At 61.0% G+C, this 16,442-nt stretch carries 16 protein-coding genes; all 16 read left to right on the top strand.

The window, feature by feature from the left end:
- Nucleotides 1-15 precede the first annotated feature (15 nt).
- The 16 genes from B0D78_RS04565 to minD all read left to right on the top strand — a co-directional run bounded on the left by B0D78_RS04565 (nucleotide 16) and on the right by minD (nucleotide 16,437).
- On the top strand, nucleotides 16-687 hold the full coding sequence (locus tag B0D78_RS04565) for a redox-sensing transcriptional repressor Rex (RefSeq protein WP_168170006.1): 672 nt from the start codon (nucleotides 16-18) through the stop codon (nucleotides 685-687).
- Between the two features lie 96 nt (nucleotides 688-783).
- On the top strand, nucleotides 784-1,233 hold the full coding sequence (gene yajC, locus B0D78_RS04560; RefSeq protein WP_078015810.1) for a preprotein translocase subunit YajC: 450 nt from the start codon (nucleotides 784-786) through the stop codon (nucleotides 1,231-1,233).
- An 86-nt stretch (nucleotides 1,234-1,319) separates the two neighbouring features.
- On the top strand, nucleotides 1,320-2,723 hold the full coding sequence (gene secD, locus B0D78_RS04555) for a protein translocase subunit SecD (protein ID WP_078015809.1): 1,404 nt from the start codon (nucleotides 1,320-1,322) through the stop codon (nucleotides 2,721-2,723).
- Between the two features lie 15 nt (nucleotides 2,724-2,738).
- Nucleotides 2,739-3,617 carry a protein translocase subunit SecF gene (gene secF / locus B0D78_RS04550; RefSeq protein WP_078015808.1) on the top strand — a complete coding sequence of 293 codons (879 nt, stop codon included), beginning with the start codon at nucleotides 2,739-2,741 and terminating at the stop codon, nucleotides 3,615-3,617.
- Nucleotides 3,618-3,900: 283 nt separating this feature from the next.
- On the top strand, nucleotides 3,901-4,242 hold the full coding sequence (locus B0D78_RS04545; protein WP_078015807.1) for a lipopolysaccharide assembly protein LapA domain-containing protein: 342 nt from the start codon (nucleotides 3,901-3,903) through the stop codon (nucleotides 4,240-4,242).
- 68 nt (nucleotides 4,243-4,310) lie between these two features.
- On the top strand, nucleotides 4,311-5,969 hold the full coding sequence (locus B0D78_RS04540; protein ID WP_240496118.1) for a DHH family phosphoesterase: 1,659 nt from the start codon (nucleotides 4,311-4,313) through the stop codon (nucleotides 5,967-5,969).
- 73 nt (nucleotides 5,970-6,042) lie between these two features.
- Nucleotides 6,043-8,496 (top strand): RelA/SpoT family protein, encoded by a 2,454-nt coding sequence (locus tag B0D78_RS04535; protein WP_143521725.1) that lies wholly within the window; start codon nucleotides 6,043-6,045, stop codon nucleotides 8,494-8,496.
- Nucleotides 8,497-8,499: 3 nt separating this feature from the next.
- A complete protein-coding gene (dtd, locus tag B0D78_RS04530) occupies nucleotides 8,500-8,958 on the top strand; it encodes a D-aminoacyl-tRNA deacylase (RefSeq protein WP_078015805.1) in 459 nt (152 codons plus the stop codon).
- Nucleotides 8,955-9,584, top strand: coding sequence for an MBL fold metallo-hydrolase (locus B0D78_RS04525; protein ID WP_078015804.1), 630 nt, complete (start codon nucleotides 8,955-8,957; stop codon nucleotides 9,582-9,584). Before dtd ends, B0D78_RS04525 begins: the two co-directional genes overlap by 4 nt.
- 4 nt (nucleotides 9,585-9,588) lie before the next feature.
- On the top strand, nucleotides 9,589-10,308 hold the full coding sequence (locus B0D78_RS04520) for a JAB domain-containing protein (RefSeq protein WP_078015803.1): 720 nt from the start codon (nucleotides 9,589-9,591) through the stop codon (nucleotides 10,306-10,308).
- A gap of 47 nt (nucleotides 10,309-10,355) precedes the next feature.
- Nucleotides 10,356-11,405 carry a rod shape-determining protein gene (gene mreB, locus B0D78_RS04515; protein ID WP_078015802.1) on the top strand — a complete coding sequence of 350 codons (1,050 nt, stop codon included), beginning with the start codon at nucleotides 10,356-10,358 and terminating at the stop codon, nucleotides 11,403-11,405.
- A gap of 12 nt (nucleotides 11,406-11,417) precedes the next feature.
- Nucleotides 11,418-12,194 (top strand): rod shape-determining protein MreC, encoded by a 777-nt coding sequence (gene mreC / locus B0D78_RS04510; RefSeq protein ID WP_078015801.1) that lies wholly within the window; start codon nucleotides 11,418-11,420, stop codon nucleotides 12,192-12,194.
- Entirely contained in the window at nucleotides 12,191-12,673 is a 483-nt protein-coding gene (locus B0D78_RS04505) for a hypothetical protein (RefSeq protein WP_078015800.1), read from the top strand. The genes mreC and B0D78_RS04505 overlap by 4 nt, the downstream gene beginning before the upstream one ends.
- On the top strand, nucleotides 12,654-14,432 hold the full coding sequence (gene mrdA / locus B0D78_RS04500; RefSeq protein ID WP_078015799.1) for a penicillin-binding protein 2: 1,779 nt from the start codon (nucleotides 12,654-12,656) through the stop codon (nucleotides 14,430-14,432). The genes B0D78_RS04505 and mrdA overlap by 20 nt, the downstream gene beginning before the upstream one ends.
- A 186-nt stretch (nucleotides 14,433-14,618) precedes the next feature.
- Nucleotides 14,619-15,287, top strand: coding sequence for a septum site-determining protein MinC (locus B0D78_RS04495; protein ID WP_078015798.1), 669 nt, complete (start codon nucleotides 14,619-14,621; stop codon nucleotides 15,285-15,287).
- A 349-nt stretch (nucleotides 15,288-15,636) separates the two neighbouring features.
- Complete coding sequence (gene minD / locus B0D78_RS04490; RefSeq protein WP_078015797.1) at nucleotides 15,637-16,437, top strand: septum site-determining protein MinD; 801 nt, start codon at nucleotides 15,637-15,639, stop codon at nucleotides 16,435-16,437.
- Nucleotides 16,438-16,442: the final 5 nt, after the last annotated feature.

Raw genomic sequence — 16,442 nt, 5'->3', positions numbered from 1 at the left:
ACGGGCGTGAACGAAATGGGATTCCTGATCCCGTCGAAAAAAGAACGGATCACCGATCCGACCGTCGGTCGTCTTGTCGCGTACCGGCGCCTGCTGATGCGCCTTGTGGACGACGGCGTGCCGGTGGTCTCTTCCAAGGAGATCGGCGAAATGCTGCGCCTGAAGTCCAGCCAGGTCCGCAAGGATCTGTCCTATCTGGGCGAGTTCGGCAAACGAGGCGTCGGTTACGACGTCGGCCGTCTTCTGGAAGATCTGGCCGGCATCCTGGCGCCGTTCGAAATGTGGCGCATCGGTCTGGTAGGCATCGGTCGTCTGGGCGAAGCCCTGCTGAATCACCGCTCGTTCCTCAGCGAGAACTACGAGGTGACGGCCGTTTTCGACTCCAACCCCGACAAAGTCGGGCGCAGCTACGCCGGGAAACTCTGCTATCATATCGACGACCTGCCGCGGGTGATCGCGGAAAAGAACATCACCGTGCTGATCCTGACCGTCCCGCCGCAGGTGGCTCAGGCAGTGCTCGACATAGCGGTCGGCACTGGGAAGATCGAGGGCGTGCTCAACTTTTCGGCCGTGGTCTTGCAGGCGCCTCCCGGCGTTCAGGTCAAAGACGTGGATATTTTCATCGAGCTGGAGAAGCTGCTTTTCAAGCTGAAAGCCTCTGAACAGAAGAAAAAGCAGAGCTTTTGAGCTCCGGCCTCGTCATTTGTAAAAACGTGTCTTCGCATGTTAAAATGTGGCTCGTGTTTTTAGTTGAGAGAAAAAACTTTTAGGAGGTTTCAGTACATGAAAAAGACTCTGTTCGCTTCGCTTTTCGCCCTTCTCTTGGCCGGTGCGGCCTTTGCGGCCGACGCTCCTGCGGCGGCTCCAGCTGCTCAGGGCGGCAGCGCGTTGCAGGCGTTTTTCCCGCTGATCATTTTCGTGGTGATTTTCTATTTCTTCATCCTTCGTCCTCAGAAGAAACGTCAGAAGACCCACGACAGCCTCGTCAACAGCTTGCAGCGCGGCGACCGCGTCATTACCGCCGGGGGCTTCTTCGGCATCGTCCGCGAAGTGAAGGATGACAGCGTCATCATCGAGATCGCCGAAGGCCTTGTGGCGCGTGTGCTGAAGAGCTCCATCTCCACGAAGATCAACCCCGAAGCGCCCAAGGCGGCTCCCAAGGCCGAAGAGGCCGCAAAAGCCGACGTACCTGCCACGCCCGAAGAAGCGCCCGCGGCCGAGGACAAACAATAAGGCATTTTTGCTTGGGGCGGATGGATTACCTCGTCCGCCTCTTTTTTTGCTTATTGCAGGAATGACTTCTTCTGGGAGGTATAAAAATGTTGAGAAAGGATCGTTGGCGGCTGATTTTCATGGCGGCCGTCATCGCAATTTCGGCTGTGGTGGTTCTGCGCGGCAAAGTGAATTTGGGCCTGGACCTTCGCGGCGGCGCTCATATCGTGCTTCAGGCCAGCGGCACCAAGGACGTGCCGTTGACGCCCGATAGTCTTGACCGTCTGCGCACGGTGCTCGAGAAGCGAGTGAATCAGTACGGCCTGACTGAGCCGACGCTGCAGAAGCAGGGCGCCGACCGCATGATCGTCGATCTTCCCGGCGTGGAAGACCCTCAGGCGGCTCTGAAACTGATCGGCAGCACCGCTTTGCTGGAATTCCGCGAAGTGGTGCAGACGCTTTACAGCGCCGCGCCCCTGCCGCCGCAGGCGGAGCGCAAGAACTACGACAGCGACGAAGAGTTCAACGCCGCCGTCAAACGCTGGAACGATTACAAGGTTCAGCTCGAAGCGAGCCAGGCCAAGGCCATGGAGCAGGCCAAGGACTTCAAGGGCGAAGAAGGACAGATCGTCGCCAGCGACGACAGCGGTTCCATTTATCTGCTCGGCAGGCCGATGCTGACGGGCAACGAGCTGAGCAACGCCACGTCCGGCTTCGACCAGCTGGGACGTCCCGACGTTTCCCTCGAGTTCAACAGCACTGGCTCGGAGCTTTTTGAAAAGGCGACGGAGGCGACCGTCGGCCGTCAATTGGCCATGGTGCTCGACGGCTCGGTCATCTCGGCCCCCCGCGTCAACGAGCGTATTTCCGGCGGCAAAGCGCAGATCACGGGGCATTTCTCCGTGGAAGAGGCCAAGGGGTTGGCGGTCATGCTCCGCGCCGGCGCTCTGCCCGTGAACGTGTCGATTCTCGAAAACCGTTCCGTGGGACCGTCGCTGGGTTCCGATTCGATCAAAGCCGGCGCTTATGCGGGCATGATCGGCCTGGCAGCCGTGTTCCTTTTCATGCTCGTTTACTACCGTCTGTGGGGCGTCACGGCCGATCTGTCGCTGTGCACGACGCTGCTGGTGCTCTTCGCCCTGCTGATGGCGTTCAAGGCCACGCTGACGTTGCCCGGCATCGCCGGCATCATCCTCACCATCGGCATGGCCGTAGACAGCAACATCCTGATCTTCGAGCGCATCAAGGAAGAAATGCGCGCCGGCAAAACGCCCAACGCGGCGCTGACTTCGGGGTTCAGCAACGCGCTGACGACCATCCTTGACTCCAACATCACCACGGTCATCGCCGCCGCCGTTCTGTATTACTACGGCAGCGGCCCTCTGCGCGGCTTCGCCATGACGCTGACGCTCGGCATCATCGCCAGCCTTTTCAGCGCGCTGGTGGTCAACCGCGTGATGCTGCAGCTCATGGTGAACTACGGAAGCAAGACCTTTCAGGCGCGCAAGTAAGGAGCGGAGCGAAAAATGAGATCGAATATCCCTTTTATGCGTTATCGTAAGGTCTGGCTGACGATCGCGGCGTTCTTCGTGCTGGGCAGTCTGGGGCTGGTGGCGTTCCGCGGCTTCAACCTCGGCATTGACTTCACGGGCGGCAATCTGCTCCAGATCGAATTCCCCGAAGCGGTCGAGGTCGGCCAGGTGCGCGAAGCCATGACGAAAGTTGGCTACGGCAGCGCCGTGATCCAGTCGTACAGCGACAAGGGCGTGATGATCCGTCTGCAGGGTAGCAGCGAGCTGACGCCGGCTGAACTGCGCGACAAGATCATCAAGGCGGTGGACGCGCTCCATACGGGCAGCGTCAAGTTGGTCAACTTCGAAATGGTCGGCCCCACGGTCGGATCGGAACTGCGCAACCAAGCCATTTTGGCCTCGACGATCGCGCTGGCGGGCATTTTGCTGTACATCACGCTCCGCTTCCGCTTCCGCTTCGCGCTGGTCAGCGTGCTGGCGCTGATCCACGACACGCTGCTGACGCTGGGCCTGTTCAGCCTGCTGCGCGTGGAGCTGGGCATGACGTTCATCGCCGCCATTCTGACGACGATCGGCTATTCGCTGAACAACACCATCGTCATTTTGGACCGCGTGCGCGAAAACTGGCACAGCCTGCCCAAGGTGGGAATGCCGCAGCTGCTGGACAATTCCATCAACCAGACGCTGGCCCGCACGATCAACACGTCGCTGACCACGTTCTTCCCGGTGCTGGCGTTCTACGTCTGGGGCGGTCCGGTCCTGGCCGGTTTTTCGCTGGCCATCATGGCGGGCATCGTCGTCGGCGGCTTCAGCTCCGTCTGCGTGACGACGTCGATCCTGTGCCTGTGGCATGAGCTCTCTCCCGAAAAATAACATAGACAACGAAACCCGTTCGGAAAGATCCGGACGGGTTTTTTCGTTTGAAAATTTCGGGGACGGCGGATTTCGTTCGGCGCTTTTGCCGCTGCAGAAAATGCGATGCGAAAGAGAATCCCCGTACGGACGGGAAAATTGGTTCGCCGTGAAGAAAACTTGATGTTACTGCGGTTTTGTGAGCGCAAATCTGGTAAAATGTTCCTGGTATTGTCGGTCGCCGTTTTTGTCCGGCGCAAAATTTCAACGCGCATGAAAAGGCGCGGCGAAGGAGGAGTGCCTGATGAGAAGTTACGGGCTGGGGCTTGGCTTCGTCGCCATCTGGGCGGCGACTTATGCGGTGCAGAATCAGGATATTCTGGCGGTGCGCTTTTTGGCCTGGGACTTCGCGCTGCCTCAGGGACTCTGGGAGGTCTTTTTGTTTTTCTTCGGCATCGTCGTGATGTGGCTGATCTCGCTGGCCGCTTCATGGGAAGGCCGGTTCCGCAGCCGTCGTGAGATCGAGCGTGCCCGCCGCCGCATCGCCGCGCTGGAGAAGGAGCGCGGCGCGCTGCTGGCGGCGATGAAGGCCGCCGGCGCGTCTCAGGAAGAGATCACTTTCATCGAAAACGGCACGTCGCTGTAAATCAAAAAACGGCCGCCGCCGGGGTCGCCGGCGGCTTCGTCGAGGAAGGACTGTTTGCGTTGATCCCTGTGTGTTCGTTCAATGATTTGGATATTTACCAGCCCGGCGAGAAGACCCGCGATCTCGCCCGCCGGCTGGAATGTTCTGAGCTGGCCGCCGCGGTGCTGGACAGCCGAGCGGCGGGCGAGGAACAATTCCAGCAGCTGCTGAACGTCCCCGATCTTCGCCGGCAGTTGGACGAGCTTTTTCTCGGACGCGCGGCCCCGGCGGCGCGGGAGCTGTGGCTGAAGGCGGTGCCCGGAAAAAGAGTTTTCGTTTACGGAGACTACGACGTGGACGGCGTCTCGTCCACGGTGATCGCGCTTGAACTGGCGCAGCAGAGCGGCGCGTCCGAGGCGGTCTATTACATCCCCGACCGCCGTTCCGAAGGTTACGGCCTGCATCCTGCGAGCATGCGCCGCATCATCGCCGACGGTTTCGACACGCTGATCGTGACGGACTGCGGTTCGAAGGACGTGGAAGCCGTAGAGATGGCGCGCACCGCCGGGATGAACGTGTTGATCTTCGACCACCATGCCGTGGAAGGCGACATCGTCCGGCTCGAATCATTGGTCAATCCCCAGATGGACGGCGACGCCGAAGCCAAACGGCTTTGCGCGACAGCCGTTTTGTGGTGTTGGGCCTGGCAGGCGCATATTTTGCCCGAAAGCCGCCTGGCCGGCATGCTTCAGCTGGCCGCGCTGGCTACGGTGTCCGACTGCATGCCGCTGGGGCCGCTGAACCGCTCGCTGACGCGCGAAGGCATCAAGATGATGCGCCGCGCTCCGCGCCGCGGGCTGCGCGAACTGCTCCGCTCCCTGTGCCCGAACGAACCCGACTCGATGATCGACGAAAATCGTCTGTCCATGAAGGTGATCCCCTGCCTCAACGCCGCCGGGCGCGTGCAGGTGGCCGACGTCGCGGTCAACGTGCTCTCCGGATTGGGAACGCCGCTGGAACTGCAGCGCAGCGTCGATCAGCTGCTGGATCTCAACCGCCGCCGCCGCGATATTTCCGCGGCGATCTGCTCGAGCATCAACGCCGGTCTGGAGCAGGGCGAGCGGTCGCAGGTCCTGTTCAACGGCAGCTGGCCGGTGGGGATCTTGAGCGCGATCGCCAGCCGTCTGTGCAGCGAACACAACAAGGCCTTCGCGCTGGCCGCGCCGTCGGGCGGCGGCATCCGCGGCACCCTGCGCGTGCCCAGCGGCGCCAACGCGGTGGAACTGCTGAAAAGCCTCGACGATCTGCTCGACGCCTGGGGCGGGCACAAAAGCGCCGCGGGATTCTCCGTCGATCAGCTCAAATGGCCCCGCCTGGAGCGGGAGCTGAACAGTCTGCTTCAGAATATCAAAGTTGAAAAAACGCCCGAAGAGGTGATCGAGTTCGAACCCGATCGGATCACCGGCGCGGCATGGGACGAGGTGCAGCGCATCGGGCCCTTTGGCAACGGCAACCCTCTGCCGGCCTTTTTCGTGCCGCTGGATTCCCGCACGACATATGCGCCGTTGGGCAAGCGCGGCCTGCATACCCGCGTGCTTTTTGGCGGCAACGCGCTGATCGCCTTCAACGGCGCCGAGCAGATCGAACGCACGGAAGGTATCCGTGGTTGGCTCTACCGTCCCCGTCCGAATCTCTGGCAGGGGCGCGTCAGCCTGCAGTACATCGTTGAAGGCATTGTCGTGGCCTGATCTCATGAGAAAGCAGCGGAAGCGCCCGCCGGCGTTTCGCGGGGAAAAATAAAAGCGCGAGGGAGTGAGGAGCATGGCGTTGACGGAAGATACGGTTGCCGCCGCGGCCGCGCGCAACCGGAAAAAAAATACGGAAGAGCTCGGCGCGCCCGTCACGCAGGGAGGCGCGGAAGCGCCGCGCCGTCCCGAGACGGAAACTTTCAAGTTCGCCGTTTCCCGCGTCAATCCCTTGGCTTCCGCTGGCAAAGGGATCGGCACTGCCGTTGCGGCGCGGGAAGATCCCGGTGCGGCGCTCAAAAAAGAGCTGAATATGCTGCGCGACAGTTACATGGGACGCCTGCCGGTGCCTCAGCGTTCAGTGACCGTCAGCTTCGCCTGGCAGGAACTGTGGGGCAAGGCGTCGCGCTACCTGTCGCATGACGATCTCAAGCAGCTCGGCGAGGCGTTGGTGTTTGCCGCGCAGGCACACGGCGATCAGATGCGCGCCTCCGGCGAGCCCTACGTCATTCACCCTGTGTACGTCACGTCCATCCTCGCCGACATGCGCATGGACCTGCCGACATTGCAGGCCGGCCTGCTGCACGACGTGCTTGAAGACACGCCCGTGACCGCCGACGAGATGAAAAATCGTTTTGGACCGACCGTGGAGATGCTCGTGGACGGCGTCACCAAGCTGGGCAAGCTGCCGTTCAAGACTTTCGAGGACTATCAGGCGGAAAACCTGCGCAAGATGTTCCTCGTTATGGCCAAGGACATCCGCGTCGTCCTCATCAAGCTGGCCGACCGCACGCACAACATGCGCAGCCTCGGCGCTCTGCGCCGCGACAAACAGCAGCGCATCGCCAAGGAGACGCTGGAGATCTACGCGCCGCTGGCGCACCGGCTCGGCATCTATCAGGTCAAGCGCACGCTCGAGGATCTTGCCTTCAAGTATTATGATCCGACCATGTATTACGACATCAAGCGGCGCGTCAAAAAACGCCTGCCGGAGCGCGAAGCCATCGTCAACCAAGCCATGGAGACCCTGGGCGAACGGCTCAAGAGCATGAGCATCGAGGCTCACATCAAGGGGCGGGCCAAACACTTCTACAGCATCTTCGAGAAGATGAACCGCAAGAAACTGTCGGTGGAGCAACTTTACGATCTTCTGGCTCTGAGAGTCATCGTGAACGACGTGACGACCTGCTACACCGTCCTCGGCATCGTCCACACGCTGTGGAAACCGATCCCCGGACAGTTTGACGATTACATCGCCAACCCCAAGAACAACATGTACCGTTCCCTCCACACCACGGTCATGGGGCCGCAGGGCGAGCCGCTGGAAGTGCAGATCCGCACGTGGGAGATGCACTGGCTGGCCGAGTACGGCGTGGCCGCTCACTGGCGCTATAAGGAAGGTCAGGGGCACATCGACGAGCTGGATCAGAAGCTCGAATGGATCCGCAAGACCCTCGAGAACGGGCCGGAGACCAACAGCCAGGAGTTTATGGAACGCCTGCGCGACGATGTGCTGACGTCGGACGTGTTCGTCTTCACGCCCGAGGGCGACGTGAAGAGCCTGCCCCGCGGCAGCTGTCCCGTGGACTTCGCTTATGCCGTGCACAGCCGCATCGGCGAACAGTACGTGGGCGCCATGGTCAACAACCGCATCGTCGCCGCCGACTACGTACTGCACAACGGCGACATCGTCAAGATCATGACTTCGCCGCAGGGAAAGCCTTCGCGCGACTGGGCCAATTTCGTCAAGAGCAGCAAGGCGAAAAGCCGTATCCGCAGCTACTTCAAGCGCCTCGATTCGCAGGAGAAAAACGAGAACATCCAGCGCGGCCGCGAACTGCTGGAGCGGGAATTGAAGACGCGCCTCGGCGAGAATTTCAAACCCGTGGACGAAGTCATCCCCTGCATCAGCCGCATCGCTCACGACGTAAGCTGCAATAACGCCGACGACGTACTGGCGGCGATCGGTTCCGGCGCGATTGGGCCGGCGGGCATCGCCCAGAGAGTCTGCGTGGCGCTGAACACGCCCGTCTCCGAGGCGATACCGCAGGTCCCGGAAGCGGTGGGGCAGAAGCCTCACAGCTTCGCTCAAAAAGGGGCCGACGTGATCGTCGAAGGCGCATCCGGTATCGTTGTGACGCTGGCTCACTGCTGTCAGCCTGTGCCCGGCGACGCCATCGTGGGATTTTCCACGAAGGTGCGCGGCATCATGGTCCATCGCGAAAATTGCCCGCGCCTCGAAAAAGCCGCGCCCGAGCGCCTGATCCCCGTCACATGGGGCAACACCGACCGGAAAAAGTACGACGCGCGCATCATCATCGACGCGCTCGACCGCCCCGGACTTTTCGGCGACATCGCCCAGGTCTGCGGCAACGGCGGCATCAACATCACGTCGGTGATGGCCAGCCAGATGGGCAGCGGCAATTCTCGCATGAAAATGGATATCGCCGTGCAGGATCTGGAACAGCTGTATTCCATCATCGCGCGGCTGAACGGCATCCGCGACGTGATCGACGTATACAGGGGGTAGAACATGAGAGCTGTGGTGCAGAGGGTGACCTCGTCCTCCGTCGATTCCGAAGGCGCTCGCGTCGGCGCCATCGGCAGAGGCTTCTGCGTGCTGCTGGGCGTGACGCACGGCGACACCGAAGCCGACGCCCGCTGGCTGGCCGACAAAATTGCGGGACTGCGCGTGTTCGAAGACGAGAACGGCAAATTGAATCGATCGCTGGCCGACGTGGGCGGAGCGATGCTGATCGTTTCCCAGTTTACGCTGTACGGCGACTGCCGCCGCGGCCGCCGCCCGTCCTTTTCGGAGGCGGCGCGGCCCGAGCAGGCCGACGCGCTTTACGAGAAATTCGTCGCCTGCGTCCGTTCTCGGGGCATTCCCGCCGAGACGGGCGTGTTTCAGACCATGATGACGGTGAATATCGTCAACGACGGACCCGTCACGCTGATTATCGATACTCCGGAGAGAGAGAAAGAGTCATGAATTACAAACGCATTCCTCTTGGCCCGCTGTGGACCAATTCTTACGTGATCGACGACGGCCGCGGCACGGCTTTCTGCATCGACGCCGGCGGCGATCCCGCCGACGTGTTGGGTTACCTGCGCAACGAGCGGCTGAAGCTGGCGGCGATCGTCCTGACCCACGGCCACATGGATCACATCCTTGGCTGCGCGGCGCTGAAGGAAGCGACCGGCGCCGTGTTGTACGTGCCGGCGGACGACGAACCGCTGCTCGCGGATCCCAACCGGAATCTGGCCAGCGAGTTCGGCTGCGAGATCGAAGCGGTGCAGCCCGACCGCCTTGTGCGCGACGGCGACGTTTTTTCCGTCGGCGGTATCTCGCTGACGGCGCTGCACACGCCGGGGCACACAAAAGGCAGCACCTGCTACATCGCCGAGCAGGGCGGGGAAAAACTGCTCGTTTCCGGCGACACGCTTTTTGCCCGCAGCATCGGCCGCACCGATCTGAGCGGCGGCGACAGCGAGGCCATGTCCCGCTCGCTGGCCCGTCTCAACGCCATTGCAGGCGACATGCCCGTGCTTCCCGGCCATGGGCCCGAGACGACGCTCCAGAAAGAGCGCGAGTGGAACCCCTTTTTGAAGGGCTGAACCGATGGCACTCGAGATGAACGCCAGCGAACGCCCGCGCGAACGGCTCGTGGCCCGCGGCCCCGAAGCTCTGAAGACGGAGGAACTGCTGGCGATCCTTTTCGGTACGGGGCGCGAGGGCTGCAACGTGATCGAAATGTCGCGGGAGTTGCTGAACAAATACGGCTCGCTGAAAAATCTGTCCCGCGCTCACGCCTTGGAACTGGCGGGGCGAAGCCGCCCCTGCGACAGCGTCAAAGGAGTCGGCCTCGCCAAGGCGGTGACGCTGCTGGCGGCGCTTGAACTGGGGCGGCGGGCAGCGGACGAAGAGGAGCGCCGCGACGACCTGAAAAGCCGTCTTGAATTTTGGGCCCGGCAGCTGTCGGCGGACGAACGCGAATTCATCATCGCCATCTATCTGGATCGTAAAGACGTTCCTATCGCGGACGAACGTCTCTCGTACGGCGGCGTCGACGGCGCGGTGCTGGACGCCCCCTATCTGATGCGCCGCGCCGTGCGGCTGAACTGCGCGGCGCTGGCGCTTGTGCATAACCATCCCGACGGCGGCCTGACGCCGAGCGACGACGATCTTTTTCTGTCGCGCTCGGTGGCAAAAATGCTTCAGGTGCTTCAGATCGGTTATTATGGACATTACATTGCCGGCGGCGGCGGGATCCGCCGCATTCCTGGCGACGGCAGCACGGGCAAAGACGTGGTGTTGAATGCTGCCGCGGTAAAACAGTGAAATCGTTCTTTTCCGCGCGGAAAAAGAACTGTTGAGGAGGAACAATCGTGGCTCTTTTCGGAAGATCCGGCGGCGTTGGCGTAGGCGTCGATCTTGGCACCGCCAATGTGGTCGTTTTTCAGAGCGACCGGGGAATCGTTTTCGACGAACCTTCCTGCGTGGCGGTGCGCAAACTGCCGCGCGGCGGCGGCGTGGAAGTGATCGCTTACGGCCGCGAGGCGAAGGCGATGATCGGCAAAACGCCTATGGGCGTCTCGGTGATCCGGCCGTTGCGCGACGGCGTCATCGCCAATTTCGACATGACCGAGGCCGTGCTGCGCCATTTTATCTCCAAAGCCTGCGCGGCCGGACATTTTTCCAATCCGCAAGTCGTCGTTTCCGTGCCCGCGCGGGTCACCGAGGTTGAACGCCGCGCGGTCGTCGACGCCGCTCTGGGCGCCGGCGCGCGCGAAGCGTACATTCTCGACGAGCCGCTGGCGGCGGCGCTCGGCGCCGGGCTGCCAATCAACGCGCCGGAGGGCAGCATGGTGCTCGACATCGGTTCCGGCACCAGCGAAGTGGCCGTCATTTCCTTGGGCGGCCTGGTGGTGAGCAATTCGCTGCGCATCGCCGGCGACAGCATGGACGAGGCGATCATCGGGCTGTTCCGGCAGAAGCACGCGCTGCTGATCGGCGAAAGCACGGCCGAAAACGTAAAAAACGAGATCGGTTCGGTGCTGCCGCTCAAGGAAGAGCTTGAGATGGAAGTGAAAGGGCGGGACCTGGCCGACGGCCTGCCCAAGGTGAGCCGCGTCAGTTCGGTGGAAGTCCGCGAGGTGCTGCTGCCGATCGTCTCCCGCATCGAGGACATGGTGAAAGTGGCTCTTGAACAGACGCCGCCGGAGCTCTCCCGCGACATCGTAGACAACGGCATCGTGTTGACCGGAGGCGCTTCGCAGCTGCGCGGCCTGCCGGAAAAACTGACGCGGGTGCTGAACGCTCCCGTGATCCTTTCCGAGGAGCCTATTCACGCGGTCGCCAACGGCGTGGGACTGACGCTGCAGAATTTGGGAGAAATGAAAAGGATCCTCACGACCGTCCACAAGAGCCAGCTCTAACGAGTCCCGATCATGGCAGAGCGCTGGAACTTTGAACGGGAGTTGGTTATCGGCCTGATCTGTGTCGTCGCCTGCGTGTTTCTCGCCTTGGGAGCGACTGGAAGCGGGCGGACGCGCCATGCCATGGATGTAACCGCATCGGTGCTGGCCCCGCTTGAGAAACCGGCCGTTTTTGTGATCGATCGCGTCGAGCGATTCCGTCGTTGGACCACGGAACGTCGGGATCTGCTGATGGAGCTGGAGGAGCTGCGCGAAGAGAATCGCGCGCTGCGCCTGCAATCGGGAGAGGAAATCTCGGCGGAGTTTAAGCGGCGTGCCCGTCCCGGCAATCGTTTCCCGATCATTTTTCGCGACCCCAGTATGTGGTGGGAAGAACTACGCATCGGCACCGGCGACGAGAGGTATGATCCCGGTTGCGCCGTGCTCGACGGCTCCGATCTGGTCGGCGTGATCACCTCGCAGAGCGGCGGTAGCGCCTGGGTACGTTTGGTCACCAGCGCCGGCTTTTACGTTCCCGTGGTCGTGGAAGAGACGCGCGAGATCGGCGTCGTCACGGGGGACAACGAAGGCGGCGTGTGGGTCAGGTATCTGCCTTCCGACGGCGATTACAAGCCGGGAATGAAGATCCTGACCGTTTTGGGCAGCCGGCTGCCGGTCGGACTGCCGGTAGGCGAGCTGACTTCGGAACGACGGACGGTGACCGCGGGCGTCGATGAGTTCCGCGTCAAGACAGGCGCCGATCTGTTCAGACTTCAATACGTGTCCGTGCTGGGAGGTTTGCAGCCATGAAAAATTTTCTGGCGCTGATTTTCGGCTGGTACGCTCAGGACATTGTGCAGATCATGATGACTCAGACCTTTCTGGCGCCGGAAATCTATCTGATGATGCTGATCTGGTGCGTGACCCGGGAGAAGCAGCCGAGCGTGCCTTGGCGATGGTTCGCCGCGGCGCTGTGTGGCGGCCTGCTGATGGACCTGCGCTGGATCGGAGTGCCGGGGCTGTATGGCGCTCTTTATACGGCGGCGGTTCTGGCTGCGCATTGGGCATGGTTCCAGATTCCCTCGGCCAACCGCCGAACGCTGCCCTATGTGGTCATCACGACATTGCTCTGCGCCGTGATGACGCTGTCGCGACTGCTCTTTTGGGATACCGGCGTCCTGGCCGGTCGGATCGGGCTCGTCATCGGCGTGCAATGGATCGCGAACGCCGCGGTGCTGATCTTTTTGGCGCTCGTGAGGTCTCGCCTTCATGACGAAAAATCTTTCTGAACAACCGACCCAGCGCCTGCTGTCTGACACGCGCTTGAATTTCTGGCGTGCCGTCGTGGCCGGATCCTTTGTGGTTTTGGCGATCGCGCTGGCGCTTTTTCAGGTGCTCTGGTCCGACCGCTACGTAGGGCTGGCGCTGAAGAACCGCCTTCGGCTGATCCGCATGCCGCCGGCTCGCGGGCAGATCTATGACCGCAAGGGACTGCCGCTGGCTCTGAACGTGATGACGTTCGATATCATGGGCTATCCGCTGGACCTGCAGCGCGACGAGGTCAAACAAAAACTGCTTGGCGCTTTACAGCGTGCCCGCCTGCCTCACGATCCGGAGAAGCTCGAACAGCGCGTCAAAAATCTTTACTGGGCTCCGTATCGGGCTATTTCGCTGGTCTCGAATCTGACGCTGCTGCAGATGACCAGCCTGATGGAAGATCCTGAATTTCCCGAAGTGCTGTTCCCGCTGCCGGTGTGGCGCCGCACTTATCCCGCCGGTCCCTTGGCGTCCCACGTGGTGGGATACGTGGGCGAAATTTCCGAACAGGAGCTGCGCAGCGTTGAAACTGATGAAAACAAAAGCTACATCGGCGGCGACGTGATCGGTAAATCCGGCGTAGAGAAATATTATGAAGACGTTTTGCGCGGCTCCATCGGCGAACGGGCGGTAGAAGTGGACGCCCGCGGCCGTCAGCGCCGCACGCTGAATGAAACGATGCCGGGCATCGGACAGGATCTGACGCTGACGATCGATCTGAGCGCACAGAGTTATGCCTCGGATCTCATGAAGGATTACAATGGCGTGATGGTGGCTCTCGACGTGAACAACGGCGAAGTGATCGTGATGTGGTCGAATCCTTCTTATGATCCGAATCCGCTGGCTTGGGGGGTGTCCGGGACTGAATGGGCCGGCCTGAATCTCGACAGCTCCCGCCCCTTGTTGAATCGGGCCATCAGCGGGCAGTACTCGCCCGGTTCCATATTTAAAGCGGTGACCGGCTACGCGGCGCTTGAATCCGGTGTGGTAGACAAAAACACGTCGGTTCACTGCTCCGGAGTTTTTCGCCTGGGCGGGAATTTGTATCATTGCTGGCGGCGCGGCGGACACGGTCGGGAGACTTTCGTGCGGGCGCTGCGCGATTCGTGCGACGTCTATTTTTACGAGACCAGCCAGATGGTCGGCGTGAAAAGGTACGATGACGTGGGAGAACGTTTCGCTCTCGGCCGCCCGCTGGGCATCGATCTTCCCGGCGAGGCCGCGGGCATCCTGCCGGGGCCCGAGTGGAAGAAAAAAACGATGCGCCAGAGCTGGTTCAAGGGCGATTCGGTCAACATGTCGATCGGGCAGGGCTTTGTGCTGCTCACGCCGCTGCAGATGGCCAGCGTCTACGCGACTATCGCCAACGGCGGCGTTTTCTATCGTCCGCACGTGTTGAAAACGGCGGAAGTAGAGGGACAACCTACCGGGCTTCGTCCGGAGTATCTGCAACTGGTCAAGGCCGGGCTGCGGGCGGTGGTTGCCAAAGGCGGCACCGGTCATCGCGCCGCAGTGTCCGGTGTGGAAATTGCGGGCAAAACCGGTACGGTCCAGCACGATCACGGCAAGGATCACGCCGTGTTTGCCGGTTACGCACCGGCGTCAAAGCCTCGTTATGCCGTCGTCTGCTTCATCGAAGGCGGCGAGAGCGGCGGCCGCGTGGCCGGCCCTTTGGTTGGGCAGCTGCTGAGCTTTTTGCTGAATGAAAATGGCAGCGCGAAAGAAAAATAATACTTTCTTGATAAAAGCGTTAACATGGTTCGCCGGGCGTCGCAACGGAGTTCTTCAGTCGCTCGGGAACGTTTCGACTGCTGCGCCGCTGGCGTTGTGGATCTCCCTTGCAGCGCTCTTGAGTTCGCCCTTTATTAAAGAAATAGTATGAATCCGTATTTCAGTGAAAGGAATGGGGAAAAATAGATGGAACTTGCCTCACAGAAGAAGGAAATCAGCTTCAAAGGACGCGGTACATCGGTGTGCGTGGCCTTCGAAGGCGCGATCCTGCCGGGCATTTCGGACGTGCTGCGAGAGCTGCGCGATGCCGGGAGCATGGTGACCGGCCATCAGATCGTCTTTGATTTCAAGAAACTTCAGGTGCCAAGAAACTGGCTGCTTGATCTGCTGCGCGACGTGATTTTCCCGATGAATCTTTCCGTCTCGTTGTGGAACGCTGAAGAGCCGTCGACGAAAGAAAATCTGGCGTCGCTGGGATTTAAAGTCGATGGTTCGGAACGTCCCATGGTGACGCAGGGGACTCTCAAGATCGTCTCGATCCCTCTGCGCGGCGGGCAGGCGCTGCAGCATGACGGCGATGTGCTGATGCTGGGCGACCTGCATCACGGCGCCGAGATCAATGCCACCGGCTCGATCATCGTTCTTGGCGCCATCCAGGGGCAAGTGCATGCCGGCTGTAACGGCGATAACAGCGCTTCGGTGATCACGCTGAGCTACCAGACCAATCAGCTGCGTATCGGTTCCATGATCAGCAACGCCATGGAGCCTGGCGCTTCGCCCTGGTGGGGCAAGCCCGTGCGAATTGTCGTGGAGGGCGGTGTCTTTGTAGCCAGCGATATCTCTTGGGAAAAGTAGAAAGGCAGTCCTGATGAGCAGAAAAGACAGACAGAAGAAGCAGAATAAGTTGGAAAAGAGACAGGCTTTGATCGCCGCGGCAAGAAAGAATCAAACCGTGACACGGCCTGCGGAGAACGAAAAGCAATCGGAACTTTCCGGAACGGCGCGGCTCGCGAACGAGGCGGGGCAGTCGATCGTTTCCTTTGCTGAGGAAAACGTAAAGGAAGCACGGCAGCCCGACGTCCCCAAAGCGGCGCCCGCCGAAAAGAAACCGGAACAGCCCGACGTCTTCGGAGCGTCACGATCTGCAGCGGAGACAAGGGAAAATGCGGCATTGACGGAAAGAACTCAAAGGAGGAGATCCCCCATGGCGGGACGCGTGATCGTAGTGACCTCAGGAAAAGGCGGCGTCGGCAAGACGACGACGACGGCCAACATCTCCATGGCTTTGGCGAAGCTGGGCAAGAAAGTCGTGGTCGTCGACGGCGATACGGGACTTCGTAACCTCGACATCATCCTCGGATTGGAAAACCGCATCGTCTATACGCTGGTCGACGTCGTCGAAGGCAGCTGTGAACTGAAAAAGGCCCTGATCCGCGACAAGCGCGTCGATGGACTCTATCTGCTGCCCACGGCTCAGACCCGTCAGAAGGACTGCGTCAGCGAAGAGCAGATGAAAGCCCTCAGCGACGAGCTGAAGAAGGACTTCGATTTTGTCCTCTTCGACTGCCCCGCCGGTATCGAGTCTGGGTTCAAGAACGCTTCCGCCGGCGCCTCCGAAGCCCTGGTGGTGACTACGCCCGACGTGGCTCCCGTGCGCGACGCCGATCGTATCATCGGCATGCTCGAGGCTCAGGGCAAGGAGCAGATCCATCTGATTATCAACCGCCTGGTGCCGAAGATGATGCGCAAAGGCGACATGCTCGGCGTCAGCGACGTGCTCGACATCCTTTCCGTCCCCCTGATCGGCGTGGTGCCCGAGGACGATCTGGTGCTGCGCTCGTCCAACAACGGGGAGCCTCTGACGCTTTCGCCCAACTCTCCGGCGGCCACGGCTTTCACCAATATCGCGCGCCGTCTTTTGGACGAAGAAGTTCCTTTCCTCGACGTGGAGAACATGGACAAAGGATTCCTTGCCAGTCTCCGCCATTTCTTTGGCCGTAAGTAGGTGAC

Origin of the sequence: Pyramidobacter sp. C12-8 (assembly GCF_002007215.1) — a bacterium.
Lineage (GTDB): Bacteria > Synergistota > Synergistia > Synergistales > Dethiosulfovibrionaceae > Pyramidobacter.
Note: the sequence above shows the minus strand (reverse complement) of the source record. Positions and strands in the feature narration are given on the sequence as shown.